Origin of the sequence: Bacillus cereus group sp. N31, assembly GCF_016483245.1 — a bacterium.
Taxonomy (GTDB): domain Bacteria; phylum Bacillota; class Bacilli; order Bacillales; family Bacillaceae_G; genus Bacillus_A; species Bacillus_A toyonensis.
Window position 1 is genome coordinate 10,967 of record NZ_JAEHCH010000016.1, and the last position, 23,422, is coordinate 34,388.

Below are 23,422 nucleotides of genomic sequence, written 5' to 3' on the forward strand. Positions count from 1 at the left end.
AATATCTAACAAATTATAATTGGAAATGGTATTTTAGGTCAGAAATGTTTTTATACTAACTAGGTTATTGGTACTCAATAAGCATAATGTCTCGCTTTTCTGCTCTTTAATCTTATAGTTATTTTTTATTAAGTACATATCGTTTTTTAGAAATCTCAATCCTAGCAGAGTATATAAATTGGGTGATAAAAATGTGGAACATAATTACTTCTTATCTTCCAGATTGGAAAGTCTTTGTACAAGCTTTTATCTTGTTTTTAATTCCGTATACTATCTCAAGATTTTTTCATTGGGTTCGTATGTCAGAGAAAGAGTGGGAAGTATGAGTTGGTGGAAGTCAAGAGACAAACAAGTGAAAAAAAATAATATTCAAAGTAAAACGAAACAAGAGCATAAACCTTCTCAAAATGCAATCGTTCATTTCACAAATGATTTTGCCTCTAACTTAGAACTTATAAAGCAACAAATCGGACATAATTCTGATGTTCGCTTTCGGAAGTTTAATATTGGACGCACAGACATTCAGGCTGGGATCATTTTTGTTGATGGTCTATCAGATAAAGAGATAATTGACAAACATATTATGAAATTACTAATGGATGATTTTTCTGATGAATATAAAAATGAATCTTCTTATGTGGAGGGGACTGTTTCAAAAGAATATATTAAAAATAAAGTTCTTACAATTAGTGAAATAGCAGAAGTCCATTACATAAAAGATTTAATACCCAAAGTATTGATAGGTTCGACAGCTCTTTTAATTGATGGCTTAGCAGATGTGTTTATTCTTGGTACAACAAAAGCAAATAAACGAAACATTGAAGAACCAGTATCGGAGGCATTAGTCAGAGGTCCACGGGTGGGTTTTACTGAAGTATTAAGTGATAATACCTCACTTTTGCGAAGGCATTGTGCAGATGATAATTTATCATTAGTAAAGCTACCAGTAGGAGAACGTGCAAAGAAAGAGCTAGTTGTCGCATTTATTAACGATCTTGCTAGTACAGAATTGGTGGATGAAATAAAAAACAGAATTCAGAAAATTGACATAGACAGTGTACTCGAATCTGGTTATATAGAGCAACTCATTGAAGATAATTATCTAAGTCCTTTTCCGCAGATTCAAAATACAGAACGACCTGATCGTGTTATTAGTGCTTTGATGGAAGGTCGAGTAGCTATTTTGTTAGATGGAACACCATTTGTTTTAATTGCTCCAGTTACATTTAGTATGCTACTGCAATCACCAGAAGATTATTATGAAAGGTGGCTTCCTGGTACACTTCTCCGCTTATTACGCTTCATGACAGCTTTTGTTTCATTATTTGCTCCAGCACTGTATATTTCTTTCATTTCATTTCATCCAGGATTAATTCCCACTAAGCTCGCTATTTCTATTATCGGATCGCGAGAAGGAGTTCCTTTTCCCGCTTTAATAGAAGCGTTAATTATGGAAGTAGCTATCGAAGTTTTACGAGAAGCAGGTTTACGTCTGCCTAAACCGATTGGACCGGCAATGGGAATTGTGGGCGGTTTAATAATTGGTCAGGCTGCCGTAGAAGCAGGAATTGTTAGTCCAATAATGGTTATCGTTGTTGCGGTAACAGCTATTTCTTCTTTTACTATTCCGCAATATAGTGTGGGAATTACGTTACGCATTCTTCGTTTTGTAGCTATGTTTTGTGCTGCGATATTTGGATTGTATGGAGTTATTCTCTTCTTTCTTTTACTTTGCAGTCATTTAGTGAAACTGAAAAGTTTTGGCGTTCCTTATACTAGCCCTGCTGTTCCATATCGATTCAGTGACTGGAAAGATTTTATGGTTCGCATGCCATTAAAAATAATGAGACGTCGACCGAAAATAATGCATACCAAAAAAACTATCCGCAAAAGGTAGCTGATGACGAAAGGAAGTGGCCTTCAGTGATTACTATACCTAAAGACCGAATAACAACTTCACAAGCAGTTGTTATTATTGTAAATTACATACTTGGGACAGGAATTCTCACTTTGCCCAGAGCATCTGTGGAAAAAGTGAAAACACCAGATGTATGGTTAAGTGTGATATTAGGTGGGATACTCGCAATGGTTTCAGGAGTAATTATGGTCAAATTAAGTCAGCAGTTTCCAGAAAAAACATTTTACCAATACAGTCAAGATATTGTAGGGAAATGGATAGGCAGATTGCTTAGTTTTCTTATTATAGGGTATTTTCTTACAACTTCAGCATTTCAAATTCGTTCAATGGCAGAAGTAATAAGCTTTTTTTTGCTAGAAGGAACCCCCACATGGGCTATTGTTATGCCTTTTATGTGGATAGGTCTCTATTTGATTATGGGCGGTATTAATTCAATTGCACGGATGTTTGAAATAATATTTCCTATTACTGTTTTTATTTTTTTAATCATTTCCTTTATGAGTATCGGAATATTTGAGATAGATAATCTCCGTCCCGTATTAGGTTTGGGAATTAAACCAGTGTTAGATGGGATAAAAACAACGTCTCTCGCATATACAGGTCCTGAAATTATGTTAATTCTTTTGGTATTTATGGAACAACGAAAGAAAGCAGTAAAAGCTATTTTAGTTGGAATTTCTATTCCGTTAATCTTTTATGTAATAACTGTTGTAATGGTCATTGGTGCATTATCAATTGATGGGGTTGTAACAAGAACATGGCCGACAATTGACCTTATGCGCAGTTTTGAAATTTCTGGTTTGATATTTGAACGTTTTGAATCTTTACTGCTTGTAATATGGATTATGCAAATATTTGCTACCTATACGATTAGTTACTATGCAGCTGCATTAGGATTAGCGCAACTCTTTAAAAAGAGTATTCATCCGTTTATTTTTGCTTTGATTCCAATCATTTACATCATTGCTATGACTTCGAAAAATATAAATGACTTGCTTAAATTGGGGGATATGCTTGGTAATGTTGCATTATTTTTATTTGGTTTACTGCCACTGCTTCTTCTTATTATTACGCGATTAAAAGGAGGAGTAGTGTGAAAAATAAATTTAATTATATGCGCTTCTATTTGGCTTTGTTAGGGACGCTTTTGCTTCTATTTTTAACAGGGTGTTGGAGCAGCAAAGAAGTAGAAGAGTTGAGTTTAACTGCAGGTATAGCACTAGATAAAGGGAAGGATTCAACAATTGAGAAAGAGGATGAGGAAGGAGGTTATCCTAAAAGAAATCTTATAACAGCTACTTATCAAATTGTTAGTTCGCAAGCACAAAGTAAAGGGAACGGACAGCAAAAACGTTATATAAATGTTTCTGAGACCGGTGATTCCATTCATCAAATTGTGCGTGAGTTTTCATTGAAAAGAGAGAGCACAATGTTCAGCCCACATTTAAAAAACATTGTTATTAGTGATAGTCTTGTACGTACATACAGTTTAGAACAATTACTTGAACAGTATCTCCGTGACAATGAAGTTCGGCTTAGCTGTATGATCTTAATTAGCAAGGGTCTAGCGAAGGAGGTACTGGAATCAAACAAAAAAGGAGAAATCCCAGCATTTCGTTTGTCTGGAATTGCAGATAATAGAAATAGAACAACAAGGATTTTACCTCCTGTATCGCTCGCTAAATTGGAAGGAAAGATGCGGTCAGGGGCCAGTTTTCTTTTGCAAAATGTAATCTCGATAAATGGGGAAACAAAATTTGCAGGAGCTGCTGTAATTAAAGGGAAAACAAAAAAGTTGATGGGCTTTTTAAATGAGCAGGAATTGGAAGGCGTAGTATGGATAAACGGAAAAAGGAATGGTGGTGTGGTAAAAACTTTTGATAAAGAATCAAAGAAACTCATTATATACGAAATAAAGTCAATAAAAAGCAAAATCATACCACATGTTAAAGGAAATAATATTTCCTTTGATGTAAACATTGAATCAGAAGGGCGTTTGTCTGAAAATTGGATGCAATCAGGAAAGGATTTTGAAAATGAATTTTTAAAAAGAGAAGAAAAAGCTATTGAAAAAGAAGTAAAGCACTTAGTACATCATGTTACAAAAAAAATACAAAAAGAATATCAAGTCGATATTGCGGGTTTTGGAAACCAATTAAGAATTAAGCACCCGAGAACATGGGAGAAAGTCAAAAAAGATTGGGATCAAACATTTAGTAAGGTACCGATTAAATATCATATAAATGTAACTATACAAGATTATGGAGCATCAAGTTTAAAACGGTGAGACGTCTCAATTGACCTTATATTTACACAAAAACAAAAAGTTACGAAAATTTTTGTAACTTTTTGTTTTTTTATGTCCTTCTTATTATAGATTAAAGAAATGATTTTATCCCGCTATTTGGCGGGCAGTAAGACCCCCACCTCAAAATTTAGCGAAAGCAAAGAAGTTAGGTGGGGGATCGACTGCCCGTAAAAGCCCGATTGGTTCAACTAATAATCAGTGGGGGATGAACAAAACCCCCACTGATTAAAGTTTCTCTTTATCCTATGCATTTCTTTTGCGCTATAAAGTAGATAACAACAGTTACTATTGGTGCTTTATTTAACGTTAGGAAAAAAAGAGGAATCGCTATATATCCTTTACTAGGTTGAATAGGAGGGAGTTTGAAGTGCAAGCGAAAGCAGTGCAACATAGAAGGGATTTTTGAAAATAAGTAATTATTAGAGGTATATGTAAGCTCTATATAGGAAGGAGAATTTTTAAATTCTATTGATAAACCTAGTAATTGTAATAGCCCTTATTTAGAATAATAATTTCAAAATCAATAAAATTTAGAGTAGAAGGAGCAAGAGCAAATTATTATGAATAAACAAATAGGATTCATCGGATGTGGAAACATGGGTATTGCTATGATAGGTGGGATGATTAAAAAAAATATAGTTTCTCCAGATCAAATAATTTGTTCAGATTTAAATGTCATTAATTTAAAAAATGCTAGTAATGAATATGGCATAACTATAACTACTAACAACAATGAAGTCGCTAACAGTGCTGACATTTTAATTTTATCAATCAAACCAGATTTATACTCATCGGTAATTAACCAAATAAAAGATCAAATAAAAAATGATGTAATCGTTGTAACTATTGCTGCAGGAAAAAGTATTAAGAGCACTGAGAATGAATTTGGTAGAAAGTTAAAAGTTGTTAGAGTAATGCCTAATACACCGGTACTTGTTGGAGAAGGAATGTCTGCGTTATGTTTTAATGAAATTGTTACAGAAAAAGATATAAAAGAGGTACTGAACATATTTAATATTTTCGGCCAGACGGAGGTCGTAAATGAAAAACTAATGGATGTTGTTACATCTATTAGTGGTTCTTCTCCAGCATATGTGTATATGTTTATAGAAGCCATGGCAGATGCTGCTGTACTTGGCGGTATGCCGAGAAAACAAGCTTATAAATTTGCGGCTCAGGCTGTATTAGGTTCTGCAAAAATGGTATTGGAAACAGGAATACATCCAGGTGAATTGAAGGATATGGTTTGTTCTCCAGGTGGAACGACGATAGAAGCTGTAGTAACGCTAGAAGAAAAAGGTTTAAGAACAGCTATCATTTCAGCTATGAAACGTTGTACGCAAAAATCTATGGAAATGTCTAGTTTAACTGGTAAGTGAGAAGCGAATTTATATAATATTTCAAATCTATTTAATGTAAAAGAAATATTATGAGGCTAGTTAATAACTAAGTAAATTTATATACAACACTAACGAGAAGAACAAACCTTATTTTAAAGGGGATACAGAAAATATGAGTAATTTACTAAAAAAGAAATCCGTTACACAATTGTTAGAGCATAATCAAAGCAAGACCTTAACGAAAACATTAGGAGCATTTGATTTAATTATGTTAGGGGTAGGCTCGATAATTGGAACGGGAGTTCTTGTGTTAACTGGATTAGTAGCAGCAAGAGATGCTGGTCCAGCAGTTATTTTTTCATTTGTACTTGCAGCAATTATATGTGGATTTATAGCATTATGTTACGCAGAAATTTCTTCTGCGCTCCCGGCATCTGGTAGTGTATATACGTACTCATATGCAACAATTGGTGAGTTTGTTGCTCATCTAGTAGGTTGGTCTTTACTGTTAATATATATTGTGGCAACAGCGGCTGTCGCTGCTGGATGGACAGGCTATTTCCACAATTTAATAAAAGGATTTGGATTAGAGATACCTAAAGCTCTAGTAACGATTCCTTCACATGGTGGTATTGTGAATCTACCAGCAGTAATCATTACATTGATATTAGCATGGATGTTATCCCGTGGTACGAGGGAAAGTAAACGAATCAATAATATAATGGTATTGATTAAAATTGGAATGATTTTGTTGTTTATTACAGTTGGTATATTCTATGTAAAACCAATGAACTGGGTGCCAATTGCACCATACGGCTTAAGTGGAGTTTTTACGGGTGGAGCAGCTATTTTATTTGCTTTTACGGGTTTTGATATATTAGCAACTTCAGCAGAAGAAGTAAAAGATCCGAAACGTAATCTTCCCATCGGTATTATCGCATCATTAATCATATGTACAATTATTTATGTTATGGTATGTCTTGTTATGACAGGAATGGTTTCGTATAAAGAATTAAATGTTCCTGAGGCGATGGCTTATGTAATGGAAGTTGTAGGACAAGGAAAAGTCGCTGGTGCAATTGCTGCAGGTGCTGTAATTGGCCTTATGGCTGTTATTTTTTCCAATATGTATGCGGCAACACGAGTATTCTTTGCAATGAGTCGTGATGGATTGTTACCGAAATCATTTGCGAAAGTTAATAAGAAAACTGGAGCACCCACTTTTATAACTGGATTGGCAGGAATAGGGAGCTCTATAATAGCTGGGTTTATTGACTTGAAAGAATTAGTTAATTTAGTTAATATCGGTAGTTTGGTGACGTTTGCGTTAGTTTGTCTATCAGTTATTATCCTCCGTAAATCACACCCAAATTTAAAACGTGGATTTATGGTACCTTTTGTACCTGTATTACCAAGCGTTTCAATTGTATGTTGTGTGTTTTTAATGCTAAATTTACCGTTAAGGACATGGGTGTACTTTAGTATTTGGATTACTATTGGGGTAGTAATATATTTCCTTTACTCAATAAAACACAGTAATTTAAATGAGGAAACGATCTCGAAATTACATGATAAAATTGCGAGATAATAACGATCGAAAATTTTATTAATAATCATATTGATAGTTGAGTAACATAGAAACAGTTTTTTGAAATTTAGCAAGAGATAAAATAAGAGATGCTAGGGCAGCTAAGTACTTTTTTAGAAACCTTGCTTGTTTTTTACGATTTAAAACTGCTAAGGAGAGGGAGAAGTATGAGTGAATTGCATTTTATGAGTCTAGAAGAACTGGATAATGAATTGAAAAAATCTGACAGTGGTATTTATTTCATTAAAGATTATAATGACAATATTATTTATGTAGGCAAGGCTTTTAGTATAAAAAGTAGAGTGTTAGCTCATTTTAATAGTTATTCCAATATTAAGGAATATGTACATTTATTTAATAAAGTAGCGTATCTCATTGAAGATAGTTTGTTAAAACGCTCATTGTTACAAGTTACTTATATGATTAAATATAAACCAGTATTAAACAAAGAAGTCCAAAAAGAATTCCCAGAGTTATATAATCAATATATTAAGCAAACAAATAAAAAATCTATGTTGTTAGAAATTGATGAAGCTAAAGAAAAAAGGGATGAGTTAAAGAATAGATTAGTAAAATTAGTGGGTGGAAAAACTATGTTTTATGACATAATTTCTCTGTTAAACAATGGATATAACTATCATGTCCTCGCAAAAGTATTGAGCATAGAACTTCAAACTTTAATTATAATAAAAGAACACCGAAATAAATTCCCGATACCACATAATTATAAGAGGACAATAAAACATCAAGATATAATGTATGCTTTATCTGGAAAAAAGAATTTAAGTACTTCAAGGTTAAACACTTAAATTTAAAATAGTAAATTCGTTGCTTTTAGCACTTCAACTAGACTGTGCCCCCGAAAGTTAGAGGAGTCGGTTTATTAGATAGCCTCTGGGATATGAGCCTAGTACAATGCTGGGTTCATACCTTTTAATTTTCCCTTGATTCTTTCATGCTTATAGCACTCTATATACTTTGCTAATTCTTGTTTGAAATCTGTTATACTTTCAAATTCTTTCGATACAGAAATAGACATACAAAAACGCCATCCTTTCCTATGAATCTACAGAAAGAATAGCGATTTTTTCAAAAATGAGTTCTTTTATTGAAAAGCTTTGGTTCTATATGACAGATAAAAGGGCAAGCAGCGCTAAAATAGCGGGGAGTCCTTGTTTCACGATAATTGATTTATTGGATGTGAAACCTCCGAAAATAGCTGCTACCACCACACAAATGATGAAAAATAATTGAATCATATAACCAATGGGATTGTTTCCAAGTATAAGCCCCCAAATGAGGCCAGCTGCTAAGAACCCATTATATAAACCTTGATTTGCAAACATAATGGCTACGTTTCGATCTCCTTCTAAATGCTTCGGCAATTTGAAAGCGCGTTGTGCTACTTTTGAATTAATAAAAAACATTTCGAGAATCATGATAAATAAATGCTCTAATGCTACGATTCCTACTAAAAGAGCTGCGATTATTTCCATGCTATTCTGTCTCCTTTAATCCTTAATATAAATTTTATACTATTTCCATTTTGCAATTCTATCAACAGGGAGAAGATATGAAGCATATCCTTCGTCGGCTACTATATCAAAAGATAGAAGTAGAACTGATGCATAGCGCTCTTTTTCCAAACGAAAGAATGCATTGCTATTTTCCTTGTCATGTCCTCTGATTGGATTTGGATTATACATATGTGCACGTGCTGCCAGCATGAACTGCATGGAGAGAAGTACTAGATCAATCAGTGTAGTTCCGCGATTTTTCTTGGCATGGAAGTTTTTGGGGAAGAATATTTTTCATATGTAAAATAATAAAATGTAATTTATAAATATGAAGTTGATAAAATGAATTCGGATTAATAATATTCCCCAAGCTAATCCTATATAAACCGTTTACAAATTAATTATCTAAGTATTTCTAAGTTTAAAGAGTGCAGTGTCTTCGTTCTTTAGTTAATCAATTTTCAAATGTTGATTCAATATTTTCTATTCTCTTGGAACTTAGTTCTCGTTTACTTCTCACAAAAGCAATAAAATCAATTATCTCTTCTGTTGAAAGTACTTCTCCATCTATTAAAAGTGTTGAATCTGGATCGTTTAGGAGTCTTGTAATATCAATTACATCTTTGTTTTGATGTGAATGTTCAATTCGACCTAATATATAATCTACAGACGTATCAAATAAATCTGCTATTTTAGATAAAGATTGTAATGAAGGTAATCTATAACCATTTTCATAACCAGCATAGGTGCTTTTCGCAATCCCAAGTCGATCTGCTGTCTCTTGTAAGGACCATCTTTGATTTTTTCTTAATTCAGATAAACGTTCCAGCATTCGTCTCATACCCCATCTAATTTTATTAAATTAATTATAACATAGAAAAAGAATCAAGAACAGAAAAAAAAGTACGCGTATTGAATACGAAAACTTGATTAATTCAAATTAAATTCTATAATGATAAGTATAAATACGCATTTCGCGAACGATATATCGTTGTTTATTTTATGGAGGGGTTGTGTATGAAGAGAATTTTATTACTTGCAACTGGTGGGACAATTGCATCTGTGGAGGGGAATGAAGGGCTTGTTCCAGGATTGTCCGCTGAGGAATTATTGAATTATTTTTCGAGGTCATCCCGAAACTTAGAAATAGATTGCAAAATCTTAATGAATATTGATAGTACCAATATGCAACCTGAGCATTGGAAAGAAATAGCTAATGCTGTTTTTAATCACTATGATGACTATGACGGGTTTGTGATTACACATGGAACGGATACGTTAGCTTATACATCTTCTGCATTATCTTATATGCTTCAAGGTTTAAGAAAACCAGTTGTTTTAACAGGCTCACAAGTACCTATTAGTTTTAAAAAGACAGATGCAAAGAAAAATGTAGCTGATGCTCTTAGATTTGCCTGTGAGGATGTTGGCGGTGTGTTTATTGTTTTTGATAGTAGGGTGATTATTGGGACGAGAGCAGTAAAAATGCGAACAAAAAGTTATGATGCATTTGAAAGTGTGAATTATCCATATGTTGCTGAGGTAAATGAAGATGAAGTGAAATATCATTGGAAGCCAACTTCCTCACATAATGAACTTTCAATAGATACTAATTTATGTACGGACGTTTTTCTTATGAAATTGTATCCAGGTACAAAGTCAGAGATATTTGATTGTTTAAAATATTTGTATAAAGGGATTATTATTGAAAGTTTTGGTAACGGTGGATTACCTTTTGAAGGAAGGAACTTGCTTTCGAAAATTCAAGAGTTGACTGAAATGGGGATTGCTGTAGTGATTACTACTCAATGCCTGGAAGAAGGAGAAGACATACTTCTCTATGAAGTAGGACGGAAAGTGGCGCAACATCAAGTAATATTATCTGGAGATATGAATACGGAAGCCATCATAGCAAAATTGATGTGGACGCTTGGAAAAACTAATAAATTAGAAGAGATTAAAAAAATTATTGAAGAGCCTTTAGCCTACGATTTAACAATAAAATCTGATAAGGATTGGTAATAACTTCATATGATTTATTTAGGTTTTACATTTAATATGGGGGAGAAATTAAAATGTCAATAACAAACAAGAACATGCGAGTGGAGAAGGATTTTTTGGGAGCAAAGGAATTACCCATTAAGGCATATTACGGAATTCAAACTTTACGCGCTGTTGAAAATTTTCCGATTACAGGGTACAAAATTCATGAAAGTTTAATTAGATCATTCGCAATTGTAAAAAAAGCAGCAGCGCTTGCGAATAAAGATGTAGGAAGATTGGAATTGAACAAGGGCGGCGCGATCGCAGAAGCTGCTCAAGAAATTCTTGATGGAAAATGGCATGATCATTTTATCGTAGATCCAATCCAAGGCGGAGCAGGTACTTCAATGAACATGAATGCAAATGAAGTCATCGCCAATCGTGCTCTTGAATTATTAGGAATGGAAAAGGGAGACTATCATTATATTAGTCCAAATAGCCATGTGAATATGGCACAATCAACAAATGATGCATTCCCAACGGTGATTCATATCGCGACATTAAACGCATTAGAAGGTTTATTACAAACGATGGGTTATATGCACGATGTATTTGAATTAAAAGCAGAACAGTTCGATCATGTTATTAAAATGGGTCGTACACATTTACAAGATGCTGTACCAATTCGTCTTGGACAAGAATTTAAAGCGTACTCTCGCGTACTTGAACGTGATATGAAACGTATTAAGCAATCACGTCAACATTTATATGAAGTAAATATGGGAGCAACTGCAGTTGGTACAGGCCTAAATGCAGATCCAGAGTATATTGAAGCAGTTATAAAACATCTTGCTACAATTAGTGAACTACCACTTGTTGGTGCAGAAGACTTAGTAGATGCAACGCAAAATACGGATGCATACACAGAAGTATCAGCAGCACTTAAAGTATGTATGATGAACATGTCTAAAATTGCGAATGACCTTCGCGTAATGGCATCAGGTCCACGTGTTGGTTTAGCAGAAATTATCTTACCAGCTCGTCAACCAGGTTCATCTATTATGCCAGGGAAAGTAAATCCTGTTATGCCAGAAGTAATTAATCAAATTGCGTTCCAAGTAATTGGTAACGACCATACAATTTGCCTTGCTTCAGAAGCAGGACAATTAGAATTAAATGTTATGGAACCAGTACTTGTTTTCAACTTACTTCAATCTATTAGCATTATGAATAACGGTTTCCGTGCCTTTACAGATAATTGCTTAAAAGGAATTGAAGCGAATGAAGATCGTTTAAAAGAGTACGTTGAGAAAAGTGTAGGAATTATTACAGCCGTGAACCCTCATATCGGTTATGAAGCAGCAGCTCGCGTTGCGAAAGAAGCAATTGCAACAGGTCAATCCGTTCGAGAACTTTGTGTGAAAAATGGTGTATTGTCACAAGAAGACTTAGAGTTAATTCTAGATCCATTCGAAATGACACACCCAGGGATTGCAGGAGCAACTCTTTTAAAGAAAAAATAAATAATGAAGAAACGAAAAGAATCAAAAAAAATCAAAAAAGGATTAGAAATGGTCTTATATGTTGCTCGTTTAGAAACATTTGAACAGGATTTTCATGTGGACAGATTGCAGTTATTTGGAATGATTGATTCTGCTATTCATGAAAATAAACATCTATTTATACGTAGTTATGTGTATCCAGAGGTAAAAGTAGAGCCGAATCTTATTGTAGAAACAGATAAGAAATGGTTTTGATTTATACTCAATCAAGTACTGTCAAATGCAATTAAATATTCATCAAGTAAGAAAGAAAAAGTATTAGTATCGGCGTGTTCAAAAGGACGAGCAATTATTTTGGAAATAAAAGATTATGGGGGTGGTATTCCTACTGCTGATTTACCACGTGTTTTCAATCCATTTTATACTGGAGAAAATGGTAGGAAATTTAAAGAGTCTACGGGAATGGGATTATATCTTGTTAAAGAAGTATGTGAAAAATTAAATCATAAGATTGAGCTAGAATCTGAGGTAGGTAAGGGAACAAAAGTTAGAATCATATTCCCGTATGCATCTCGTTAACCGATGAAAGGTATACTTTTCATCGGTTTTTCTTTTGAATCTTACAAACTTCTCTCTTCAAATGCAACTTAAGCGTAATTTAATTTTTTTGTAAATATGGAACAATGTCATTACTTACACTGTCTATTAAGCGTTGAAACATTTTTTATTTAATAAATTAAGAAAGGAATAATCATTTTTAACTAAGGGAGAAGATTGAATTGAAAAAATTATGGATGCTGTTTTTCATTTGTTTCGCAGTTATGTTAGTAGGGTGTAATAAAAACGAACCGCCCAAACAAGCATTTGAAGAATATGTTAATTTATGGAATGATAAAAAGTTTGCAAATATGTATGATCATTTATCAGATCATGCCAAAAAAACGATTTCTAAAAAAGAATTCACAGAAAAATATCAAAAAATCTATGAGGGGATTGGAGCTAAGAATTTAAAAGTTAAAACGAAAGGAGAGAATACGAAAGATAAAGAACGTTTTCTTTTTGAAGTTAAAATGGATACGGATGTAGGACCAGTTTCATTCATCCATGAAGCAAAACTTGTGAAAGAAAAGGAATCTTGGAAAATAGATTGGACGCCAGACTTCATTTTCCCAGGTATGAAAAAAGATTACAAAGTACGTATGCAAATAGAACAAGGAAAACGCGGAGAAATATACGATCGAAATGGGAAAGGGCTTGCAACGAACGATAAAGCGTCTGAGGTTGGAATTATTCCAGAGAAACTAGGTGAAACAGCAGCGCAAACGAAAGAAATAGTAGCACAATTACTTGATATGTCTACAGAAGAGGTTGAACAAAAGCTCACAGCGAAATGGATAAAACCAGACTCCTTTGTACCAATTGGCATTTTAAAAGAGGGAACCAGACAGAATGATTATATTGAATTAGAAGGAGTTTCATCTCGCCCAGTAAATATTCGTACGTATCCATTAGGAGAAGCAGCGGCACACTTAACAGGATATATAGGAAAGGTGAATGCAGAGGAGTTAAAATCGCTTCAAAAAAAAGGTTATCAAGCAGATGATTTAGTGGGTAAAACAGGTTTAGAAAAAGTATTAGAGAATAAATTGCGTGGTGAAAAGGGTGGACGCGTATTTATGGAAGATGAAAACGGGAAAGAGATTAAAAACGTAGCAAAAAAAGAAGCAAAAGAAGGGGAAAATGTTACGTTAACAATTGATGCTGCAATTCAAGAAAAAATCTTTAATGAGATGAAAAATGAAGCAGGATCTAGTGCAGCGGTCAATCCTAAAACGGGTGAAACAATCGCACTTGTAAGTAGCCCTGCTTATAATCCAAATATAACAGTTAGAGGAGCGTCAAAAGCCCAAAGAGAAGCATGGAATAACGACTCTAAACTGCCAATGATGAATCGCTTCACAAAAGCATTTGTACCAGGTTCTGTATTTAAAACGATTACAGGTGCAATTGGTTTGGAAACGAAAACATTAAATCCTAAAGAAGAATTTAAAATTCAAGGATTGAAGTGGACAAAAGATTCATCGTGGGGAAATTATTATGTAACACGTGTGAAGGAAGCTAGTCCAATTGATTTTGAAAAGGCAATGAAGTACTCTGATAATATTTATTTTGCTCAACAAGCTTTGAAAATGGGGAAAGAACAGTATGTAAATGAATTTAAGAAGTACGGATTTCATGAAAAATTACCAATCGAATACGAATTTCCTATTTCAACAATTGCAAAAGATGGGATAAAAAATGATATTCAACTAGCAGACACGGGATATGGACAAGGACAAGTATTAATGACGCCACTTCATTTAGCATTAACATATGCACCGATTGTGAATGAAGGGAATATTCCGTTGCCTCATCTGTTAAAAGAAGCAAAAGTAGCGGGGAATTGGAAAGAAAACGTGGTCTCTAAAAAGAATCAAGAGATAGTAAAGAGTGCATTAATAAAAGTTATTAATGACCCTGACGGCGCTGGGAGAATTGCTAAGGTTGATGGTGTAACTCTTGCTGGTAAAACCGGTACAGCAGAACTGAAGGAGTCGAAAGAAGCAGACGGAAAAGAACTTGGATGGTTTGCAGCGTTTGATGCAAATGCGCCAGACATGATTGTTACCATGATGATTGAAGATGTAAAAGGAAGAGGGGGCAGTAATGTTCCAGGCGAAAAAGTAAAACATGTTTTTCAGAAATAACACTAGATTATAAGGTGAAATCTTTTACTATATATATTATATGTATGCTTAACTCAATAGTATAAATTGGGCAAAACAAAGAACAATTAAGTTTTTAAAAAAGCATTCTCCCTACTTGAGAATGCTTTTTCTATGTTATTGTGGTTCTAAAAAGTTGATATCTTATCATTTTCATTATTTAAATCAAATTCTATTGTTTCAAAAGTGATTTTTGAAATAGTATTTGCAAGTACGGGCTGAATATAGAGTCTGTCATCGAAGAGAATGTAAAGGTATGTAATAAAATGTATTGCATACCTTTACATTTTTCAGGAGAATTCTTCTATCAAAAAAAGATAAACAATGGAACAAATGAAACTTGTATCATGTCTATATATTGAAACCATATTAAAAGTGAGGGCAGTTTTATGTTTATTCAAATAAGTTTGAGGTGTGGAAATGGAACAGAAGTTTATTGAAAAATGTAATCATGATGAGCTTGACTATGTTATTAAAGACTATTGGCAAGATGTATGGAATTATTCATTTATTATTACGAAAGATCCACACTTATCAGATGACATCACACAAGATGTCTTTATAAAGGTTTTTAAACATTGGCATTCGTTTCGAAAGGAGTCATCTATTAAAACGTGGATATTAAAAATTACAAGAAATACAGCGATAAACTATTTGAAATCCTCTTATTTTAAAAGGATATCTTTAGTGGGATTTTTTAGTGACGACAAGCAGTCTTCCTCGGCAGAACAAGAGTTTTTTAAGCAAGAGGAACTAAATGAACTGTGGGATGTTGTATTAAAATTACCTAAAAAACACCGTGAAATACTAATACTGGACGCGAAATATGAATTATCTTATGAAGAAATGGCTGAAACATTAGGTGTATCAATTGGAACAGTCAAATCTAGATTAAGCCGAGCGAGAAGCAAAGTTTCAAAACTAATAGGGGAGGGTAGTAGTGATGAACAGTAAAAAAAATCCTGGCTGGTATAGTAAATTGAAAAAAGGCCCAATGGAGCATCGGAAAGATGAAGAAGAATTTATTTATAAAATAAAGCAATCGGTATATCAAAATAGTGAAGTAGATTCTGTAAAAAATAAGAGACCATTTCGTAAAAAAGCATTGCCTGTTGCAGTTGTTTTGGTTTGTACTATGTTATTTTTTATTGTTCAACAACCTTGGCTTGATGACAATAAATCACCGGTACAAAGTAGTACTCAAATTAAGCCGAAAACAAAAGATGAGTCTGCTCAAGATCCATCATTAAAACAATTTATGAATGATTTATATCAAAGCACAAATTCAAAAAATGAAAATGATTTGTATAGAGCATTAAATGATGAAGTTCTATTTAAAGGGAAGAGTTATAAGAAGGATGAATTGAAGTTTGATGAAGACATTTTTCATGAGTTGCAAGTCGCTCTTACAATGGGGGGAGAATTTGCAAATGATACAAAAAAAGTATACAAAGTACCAAGTGGTTTGACAGAAAGTAACCAACCAAAGCAAACGCATTTTATATATGCAACGGTTACTGGAAATAAAACAAAAATTTTAGCTGAACCAAAACGAGAATCACAGGTTGTATATGAAGTATCTAATGAAATGGTAAAAGCTTGGATTCCAGAAAAAGTGCAAAATGATGGATATATAAAAATATCGACAATTAACGGTAACACTGGATATGTACAAAAAGAGTATGTTTTAACTGATATTAAGTATTCATTCATGTTCGAAAAAAATGATAATGGTGAATGGAAAATAATAAATATAGATTCTATATGGTAAAAGAGGAAGGTTCACTTTAATGAACCTTCCTCTTTATTATTATTTTCTTTTTGAAGTGTATGCCAAGACTCTAAAATTTCTGATGTAACGAGAGCAGCAATGTTTTTTTCTGAATTACTACCAGGAATAACGACAGAAATGGCGATTTGTGGATCCTCGGTAGGAGCATATGCAATGAAAAGAGAATGATTTATCATTCTTTCTTGCTCGTTGGGAGAGCCTGTTATACCTGTTTTACCTGCGACATGAAAGGGCAAGTTTTTAATCTCCTCTATATTTTGACTCATTCCACCTTGCACGACACTCCAAAATTTCATAGGATAACGATTTGAACTTTCTAAAATTGGTTTAAACGTTTTTGTTTCCTTACCGTCAGGACTCATAATAGCACTTACGATTTGAGGTTTATATTTATCACCTTTACTTGCCAAAGTTGCTGCATATTGAGCGAGTTGAAGAGGGGTATGCACTTCATTTCCTCCCCAAGAGGCATTTAATAAAGCGGAGATTCCATTTTCAAACTTATTAGATGGATGGAATTCATATTGTCCGTCTTCTTCAAAGGGTAAATCAATCCCGGTTTTAGAACGTAGACCGAATTGCATTAAATAATCTGTCCATATATGTGCCACTTTTTCTATATTCCCATTATTTTGGTTGAATAAAGGCAGAGCTACTTTTGCTGTCATAAATGTATTAGATGAATTAATGATAGCCTGCCTCGGTGTAATCTCACCTGTTGGCGTTCCAGGTGCATTCGTAATGTTATTTTGATTATCATACTGAAAAGTACCCTTATCTAAATAAGTATCTTCAGGTTGAAAAAGCTTTTCATTTAATCCAATTAAAATAGTAAGTGGCTTTATAGTAGAGGCCATATTTACATAAGATTCGCCATACTTTAATTTTTGAATTGCTTTATTTTGCGAAAGTGATTTAATGTTTTCATTTTTAGATGATACATGTGTATGTAATGTATTTGGATTAAAAACTGCCGAGTTGGCCATAGTTAAAATTGCGCCAGTTTTTATATCAGTCACTACGACATAACCAGCTTTAGCATCATGTATTTTCTTAATTTGAGATCGTAATGCTTCCTCTGTTTTTTGCTGCAATTTCGAGTCTAAAGCTAGCCGGACATCTTTACCTCTTTGTACTTTTTGAATGTTCCATGAGAACTTTTTATTATTCATTTTAAAAATCAGAGTTTTTCCGGGTTTTCCTTTTAAATCATTTTCATATTGAAGCTCAACCCCACTTTTTCCCACAGGTCCATACTTAGAATTAAGGTCATTTTCTACATATCCAATTAGCTGTGAACCAATTTCGTGTTTTGGATAATATCGAATCCATTCATCTTTAATTATTACATTATGGGGTTTGTTCTTGTTTATGAATGTAAGTTCACTCTCATTTATGTCAGAGTATAACGGTATATCATTCATAGTCTGCTTTTTACAAGATTGTTGTAATTGTGATTTTATGTCCTCTGCAGAAATGTCATGTTGAAACTCGTTTGAAAATTGATTGAAAAAAGCTAATGTGTTTGATGTATCTTGATTCGATAGCTTTTCATCATTAGAAGTGCAATATATAGAATTAACTTTCTTATTTGTAGCTAGTATTACACCATTTTGATCGAAAATTTTTCCTCTTTCAGCTGAAGAAGTTGCGATAGTAATTGAAATGAAGTTGATTTTTACTAAAAGTAGTAAAATCAAACCTACAATAGAAAGAACCGCAAAAAATCTCCATCTTTTTATATGTAACATATAACCCTCCCTTATGTAGCCTATTTCATCTTATAGTTAATTATTTTTTTTGTAAATGTGGAACAACTTTATTACTTAGGTTGTCTATTAAGTATTACAGCATGAGGAAAGGAATAACCAGCATGAAAAGTTACTAGCAAGTCTATGTGTAAGCTTAATATGAGTCATTATACAGTTTAGCATTTCTAATGCAAGCAACAAAAAAATAGAGAGAAAGACAGGAAAGGAGATGTATCAGTTACGCGGCTAAACGAAAAGAAATTGACGCTTACAAGGATGTAGAAAAAAGATAAGACACTATTTATAACTGAATGGTGGTTTCTAATATATAGGGAACGTATTTATTTACTAAGTATTAGTGAGGAGTTCCGGAAGAATTATATGGAGGATTTATGAAAAAACAAAAAGAAAAGAAGCAGCAGACATATATATCTATTCGATTAAATATAATGTTCCTTTGCATATTTCTACTGTTTTCAGCTATGATTATGCAGCTAGGAAAAGTACAAATCGTTGAAGGAGAGGCTTATAAGAACCAAGTGGAAAGCAGTCAAAATGAAACAACTAGTATACCAGTTCCACGTGGACAAATTCTAGATCGAGAAGGAAAAGCAGTCGTTAATAATAAATCTCTTCGCACAATTACGTATACAAGGGTGAAGGGGATTACGAGTGAAGATATTTTAAAAACAGCAAAAGACTTGGCGAAAGTACTTGAAATGCCCGAACAAGATATAAATAAGTTAACCGAAATCGATAAAAAAGATTTCTGGATGCAGTTGAATAAGAAACGCGCGGAGACAAAGGTTACTAAAAAAGATATAGAAAAATTTAAAGAAAAGGGAATAGAGGGAAAAGAGTTAGATAAAAAAATTGATGACTTAAGACGAAGTCGCGTTACAGAAGTAGAATTAGCAGAATTAACAGAACAAGATTTAAAGGTGTTAGCTATTAAAAGCAAAATGAGTGCAGGTTATCAACTGACACCACAAATTATCAAAAAAGACGTAACAGATGAAGAGTATGCGCGGATAAGTGAAAAGCTTGAGGAGTTTCCGGGAGTAGATGCAACGGTTGATTGGGAACGTAATTATGTAAATGGTAATTTATTTCGTTCCGTGTTAGGTAATATTACAAGCAGTGAAGAAGGATTACCGAAAGAAAACTTAGATTCTTATTTGGTACGTGGATATAACCGTAATGATCGTGTAGGAAAAAGCTATATTGAACAACGATATGAAGATGCATTACACGGTACAAAAGAAGAAGTGAAAAACATTACTGATAAATCCGGAAATATTGTTAGCACAGAAATAATCTCTAAAGGAAAAAGTGGTAATAGTTTAACATTAACGATTGATATGGAATTACAAAAAAAAGTGGAAGAAAGTATAGAGAAAAACTTGAGAGCTTTTAAGAGTTCAGAGCCACTTCTGGATCGAGCTTTTGTCGTCATGACGAATCCAAATAATGGACAGATTTTATCTATGGCAGGCAAAAAGATTGTAGAAAAAGAAGGGAAAATAGAGATTGAGGATTTGGCTTTAGGTAACATGACAACATCGTATGAGCTAGGGTCAGCTGTAAAAGGTGCCACTTTATTAACTGGATATGAGACAGGGGCAATACAGCCAGGAGATCAATTTTATGATGCACCGATGAAATTTAAAGGTACACAAGCCAAGAAATCGTGGAATGTATCTGGATTTGGTAATATTAATGACTTAAGAGCTTTACAAGTATCTTCGAATGTATACATGTTCCAAACAGCTTTACAAATCGCAGGGGTTAATTACGTACCAAATGGTACATTGGATATTAAACAAGAAGCATTTGATACGATGCGCTATTATTTTAAACAATTTGGTTTAGGTGTCCCAACAGGTATTGATTTACCGAATGAAATAACTGGACAAACGAGAACAGTAGATAGTCAACCTGGTTTTTTACTAGATTTTTCTATCGGTCAGTATGATACGTATACGCCATTGCAATTGGCACAATATATTTCAACGATTGCGAATGGCGGTTATAGAATGCAACCTCAAATTGTACAAGAAATACGAGAACAATCAATAAAAGAAGAAGAGGTTGGCAAAGTTATACGCTCTATAGAGCCTGTCGTATTAAATCGAGTTGATATGAAGACAGAACATATTGATCGGATAAAAGAGGGGTTTAGATGGGTATTCCAAGAAGGTGATGGAACTGGCGTGAAACATTTCAAAAATGCTCCATATAAACCAGCAGGAAAGACAGGGACAGCTCAAACTGTATATGGAGGAGATGATCCAATTGGTAAAAATGCAAAAGGAGAACGTATGGAATGTTACAATTTAACATTAGTTGGATATGCTCCATATGATAATCCAGAAGTAGCATTTTCTATAGTAGTCCCATGGCTTCATGATGATAAAAGTGGAATTAATTCTATAATTGGAAAGGAAGTTTTAGATGTATACTTTGATTTAAAAAAGCAACGTATACATGGTGAAGCTACTAATACAGATAGTTCTAAGCAAAATTAGAGTACTTTTCTCAGGGAAGAGACCCTGTTTATATAAAGCCATTTATAAGTAAAAAAATGAAATGTGAAATAAGAGATAGCGGCGATCATAGCTACTATCTCTTATTTGTTAATAACTCTCATACTAGCTATAAATTTTTTTCAGTTTATGGAACAAATTTGGTTCCGTGATTGTCTATTATGTGTACGTATAAAAAGGTGCTGAAAATTTGAAAGGAATGATGATTTTGAAAAACAAGAGGATGCTAAAAATAGGAATGTGCGTTGGTATATTAGGTTTAAGTGTTACAAGTCTAGAAACTTTTACAGGAGGGGCATTGCAAGTTGAAGCGAAGGAAAAGGCTGGACAAGTGAAACATAAAAATCAGGCGACGCATAAAGAGTTCTCTCAACTTGAGAAAAAATTTGATGCTCGATTAGGTGTATATGCGATTGATACTGGTACAAATCAAACAATCTCTTATCGACATAACGAAAGATTTGCCTTCGCATCAACCTACAAGGCTTTAGCGGCAGGAGTATTACTACAGCAAAACTCAATTGATACATTAAATGAAGTCATAAAATTTACGAAAGAAGACTTAGTGGATTATTCACCTGTTACAGAGAAACATGTAGATACTGGAATGAAACTAGGAGAAATTGCTGAGGCTGCTGTTCGTTCAAGTGATAATACTGCAGGGAACATTTTATTTCATAAAATAGGCGGACCTAAAGGATATGAAAAAGCGCTTAGACACATCGGGGATCGGGTTACTATGTCTGATCGCTTTGAAACAGAATTAAACGAAGCTATTCCAGGAGACATTCGTGACACTAGTACAGCGAAAGCAATTGCTACGAATCTTAAAGCTTTTACGGTCGGAAATGCACTTCCGGCTGAAAAACGTAAAATTCTTACAGAGTGGATGAAAGGAAATGCTACAGGAGACAAACTTATTCGTGCAGGCGTACCAACTGACTGGATAGTTGGAGATAAATCAGGAGCTGGAAGTTATGGTACACGAAATGATATTGCTATCGTATGGCCGCCAAATAGAGCACCTATTATCATCGCAATTTTATCTAGTAAAGATGAGAAAGAGGCTACCTATGATAATCAACTAATTGCAGAGGCAACTGAGGTTATAGTTAAGGCTCTTAGGTAATAGTATTTTAGTTTTCGCATTTTTAACATGAAAGTATTAAAAGTATAACGTTAGAAAACGACTTTTTTCGTGTGATAAGAGTCGTTTTTGTATTCTTATTATTAAAAAGGTAAAAGTAAAAATATAACGAATATATATGACGTATCTCATATGAAATTTCATGTACTGTATTATTTTATTAATTTAAATAAATTTCAAGAAAGTATAATATAATTCAGTTAGCATATAGAAGTGTTTGATGAGAATGTAAAGGAGAAAATATGAAAAAGAAGATCAATAGAATCGTAATGATTATTTGTATATTAGTAGGTTTTACAATCTTTTTATATTTACAGAACAATTTAATAAGTATAACTGAGGTTAAAATAACCTCTAGTAAAATACCATCCTCTTTTAAAGGGTATAAAATTCTACAAATTTCAGACTTACACAATAAGCAATTTGGCGATAATCAAGATGTGTTAATTCAAAAAATAAAAAGCATAGACCCAGATATTATTGCGATTACGGGTGATTTAATTGACAGTAAATCATACGATGCAGAAGTTAGTATGCAATTAATACGAGAAATGGTAAAGAAGTATCCTGTATATTTTGTGACAGGAAACCATGAACAATGGTCTGGAAAGTATAACAGTTTAGAAAAAGAGTTGAAGAAATATGATGTCAATGTTTTAAGGAATGAACATGTAGGCATTCGAAAGGGTGAGCAAGAAATAAACTTGCTAGGTATTGATGATCCAGAGTTTGTTACTGGAAACCGTGATGAAGGAAATATTATAATAGATGAAATTAAAAAAGCGAAAATTGAAATGCAGCCAGATAGATATAATGTATTATTATCCCATAGGCCTGAATTTATTAAGGAATATACGAATGAGAGATTGGATTTGGTTTTATCGGGACATGCTCATGGAGGGCAAGTTAGATTGCCATTTATCGGAGGATTAGTTGCGCCAAATCAAGGTGTTTTACCTAAATATACAGCGGGTTTATATGTAGAACAAAATACATCAATGGTAGTTAGTAGAGGGTTAGGAAATAGTATCATTCCGCAAAGAATTTTGAATAGGCCAGAAATTGTAGTCGTGCAGCTAAATTAAGTTGTACGATTTTTTTATACAAAAATGAGTAAAGGGGCTTTATGTATTTTGCAGGAGTTAACATTACAATTTTGTTAAAAATTTTCTACGTTACATAAAGTAACAAAATTTGACCTGAAGAGTTTGTTATAGTGTAAATAATCAAAAAACTTAAAAATTAGTCGAGTGAAAAGTGTGATA

Annotated in this window: 17 protein-coding genes and 3 pseudogenes; 15 read left to right on the plus strand and 5 right to left on the minus strand. The window is 33.5% G+C overall.

Translation table 11 applies throughout. The features are described from left to right. Positions 1–322: 322 nt before the first annotated feature. The 6 genes from JDS81_RS18865 to JDS81_RS18890 all read left to right on the plus strand — a co-directional run bounded on the left by JDS81_RS18865 (position 323) and on the right by JDS81_RS18890 (position 7,963). On the plus strand, positions 323–1,897 hold the full coding sequence (locus JDS81_RS18865) for a spore germination protein (protein ID WP_142316357.1): 1,575 nt from the start codon (positions 323–325) through the stop codon (positions 1,895–1,897). Between the two features lie 26 nt (positions 1,898–1,923). Next, a complete protein-coding gene (locus tag JDS81_RS18870) occupies positions 1,924–3,015 on the plus strand; it encodes a spore germination protein (protein WP_000628607.1) in 1,092 nt (363 codons plus the stop codon). Beyond that, positions 3,012–4,205: a Ger(x)C family spore germination protein gene (locus JDS81_RS18875; RefSeq protein ID WP_097955052.1), complete on the plus strand. Its 1,194-nt coding sequence runs from the start codon at positions 3,012–3,014 to the stop codon at positions 4,203–4,205. The genes JDS81_RS18870 and JDS81_RS18875 overlap by 4 nt, the downstream gene beginning before the upstream one ends. 581 nt (positions 4,206–4,786) lie before the next feature. Further along, positions 4,787–5,605: a pyrroline-5-carboxylate reductase gene (proC, locus tag JDS81_RS18880; protein ID WP_097955050.1), complete on the plus strand. Its 819-nt coding sequence runs from the start codon at positions 4,787–4,789 to the stop codon at positions 5,603–5,605. Between the two features lie 133 nt (positions 5,606–5,738). Next, a complete protein-coding gene (locus JDS81_RS18885; protein WP_000067438.1) occupies positions 5,739–7,154 on the plus strand; it encodes an amino acid permease in 1,416 nt (471 codons plus the stop codon). Positions 7,155–7,321: 167 nt separating this feature from the next. After that, positions 7,322–7,963, plus strand: coding sequence for a GIY-YIG nuclease family protein (locus JDS81_RS18890; RefSeq protein ID WP_001292182.1), 642 nt, complete (start codon positions 7,322–7,324; stop codon positions 7,961–7,963). A gap of 98 nt (positions 7,964–8,061) precedes the next feature. Here the strand turns inward: JDS81_RS18890 and JDS81_RS18895 are convergent. The 4 genes and pseudogenes from JDS81_RS18895 to ansR all read right to left on the minus strand — a co-directional run. Then, a pseudogene (locus JDS81_RS18895) lies at positions 8,062–8,175 on the minus strand (IS3 family transposase); the annotation flags it as partial. Positions 8,176–8,278: 103 nt separating this feature from the next. Next, entirely contained in the window at positions 8,279–8,650 is a 372-nt protein-coding gene (locus JDS81_RS18900) for a DUF1304 domain-containing protein (protein ID WP_000402496.1), read from the minus strand. 39 nt (positions 8,651–8,689) lie between these two features. Next, positions 8,690–8,938 (minus strand): annotated as a pseudogene (locus JDS81_RS30955) (nitroreductase family protein); the annotation flags it as partial. 187 nt (positions 8,939–9,125) lie between these two features. Next, complete coding sequence (ansR, locus tag JDS81_RS18905) at positions 9,126–9,503, minus strand: HTH-type transcriptional regulator AnsR (RefSeq protein WP_000893561.1); 378 nt, start codon at positions 9,501–9,503, stop codon at positions 9,126–9,128. A gap of 185 nt (positions 9,504–9,688) precedes the next feature. Here ansR and ansA point away from each other — a divergent pair, with 185 nt between their 5' ends. From ansA to JDS81_RS18935, 6 genes and pseudogenes are all read left to right on the plus strand, one after another. Next, entirely contained in the window at positions 9,689–10,693 is a 1,005-nt protein-coding gene (ansA, locus tag JDS81_RS18910; RefSeq protein ID WP_087968744.1) for an asparaginase, read from the plus strand. 53 nt (positions 10,694–10,746) lie between these two features. Beyond that, a complete protein-coding gene (gene aspA, locus JDS81_RS18915; protein ID WP_199688609.1) occupies positions 10,747–12,177 on the plus strand; it encodes an aspartate ammonia-lyase in 1,431 nt (476 codons plus the stop codon). A gap of 15 nt (positions 12,178–12,192) precedes the next feature. Next, positions 12,193–12,735: pseudogene (locus JDS81_RS18920) on the plus strand (ATP-binding protein); the annotation flags it as partial. 200 nt (positions 12,736–12,935) lie between these two features. After that, positions 12,936–14,903: a penicillin-binding transpeptidase domain-containing protein gene (locus JDS81_RS18925; protein ID WP_097952838.1), complete on the plus strand. Its 1,968-nt coding sequence runs from the start codon at positions 12,936–12,938 to the stop codon at positions 14,901–14,903. 438 nt (positions 14,904–15,341) lie between these two features. Then, entirely contained in the window at positions 15,342–15,875 is a 534-nt protein-coding gene (locus JDS81_RS18930; RefSeq protein ID WP_000435492.1) for an RNA polymerase sigma factor, read from the plus strand. Continuing rightward, positions 15,865–16,692 (plus strand): SH3 domain-containing protein, encoded by an 828-nt coding sequence (locus JDS81_RS18935; RefSeq protein WP_097952836.1) that lies wholly within the window; start codon positions 15,865–15,867, stop codon positions 16,690–16,692. Before JDS81_RS18930 ends, JDS81_RS18935 begins: the two co-directional genes overlap by 11 nt. An 11-nt stretch (positions 16,693–16,703) precedes the next feature. On the opposite strand, the gene JDS81_RS18940 is transcribed toward JDS81_RS18935, so the two are convergent. Then, a complete protein-coding gene (locus tag JDS81_RS18940; protein ID WP_097952834.1) occupies positions 16,704–18,464 on the minus strand; it encodes a peptidoglycan D,D-transpeptidase FtsI family protein in 1,761 nt (586 codons plus the stop codon). A 392-nt stretch (positions 18,465–18,856) separates the two neighbouring features. Here JDS81_RS18940 and JDS81_RS18945 point away from each other — a divergent pair, with 392 nt between their 5' ends. The 3 genes from JDS81_RS18945 (at position 18,857) to JDS81_RS18955 (ending at position 23,242) form a co-directional block, all read left to right on the plus strand. Further along, the gene (locus tag JDS81_RS18945; protein ID WP_097952832.1) at positions 18,857–20,992 is read left to right on the plus strand and encodes a peptidoglycan D,D-transpeptidase FtsI family protein; all 2,136 of its coding nucleotides are present in this window, start codon (positions 18,857–18,859) and stop codon (positions 20,990–20,992) included. Between the two features lie 220 nt (positions 20,993–21,212). Next, the gene (gene bla / locus JDS81_RS18950; RefSeq protein ID WP_142312530.1) at positions 21,213–22,139 is read left to right on the plus strand and encodes a class A beta-lactamase Bla1; all 927 of its coding nucleotides are present in this window, start codon (positions 21,213–21,215) and stop codon (positions 22,137–22,139) included. Between the two features lie 260 nt (positions 22,140–22,399). Then, positions 22,400–23,242: a metallophosphoesterase gene (locus JDS81_RS18955; RefSeq protein ID WP_097952828.1), complete on the plus strand. Its 843-nt coding sequence runs from the start codon at positions 22,400–22,402 to the stop codon at positions 23,240–23,242. Positions 23,243–23,422 lie beyond the last annotated feature (180 nt).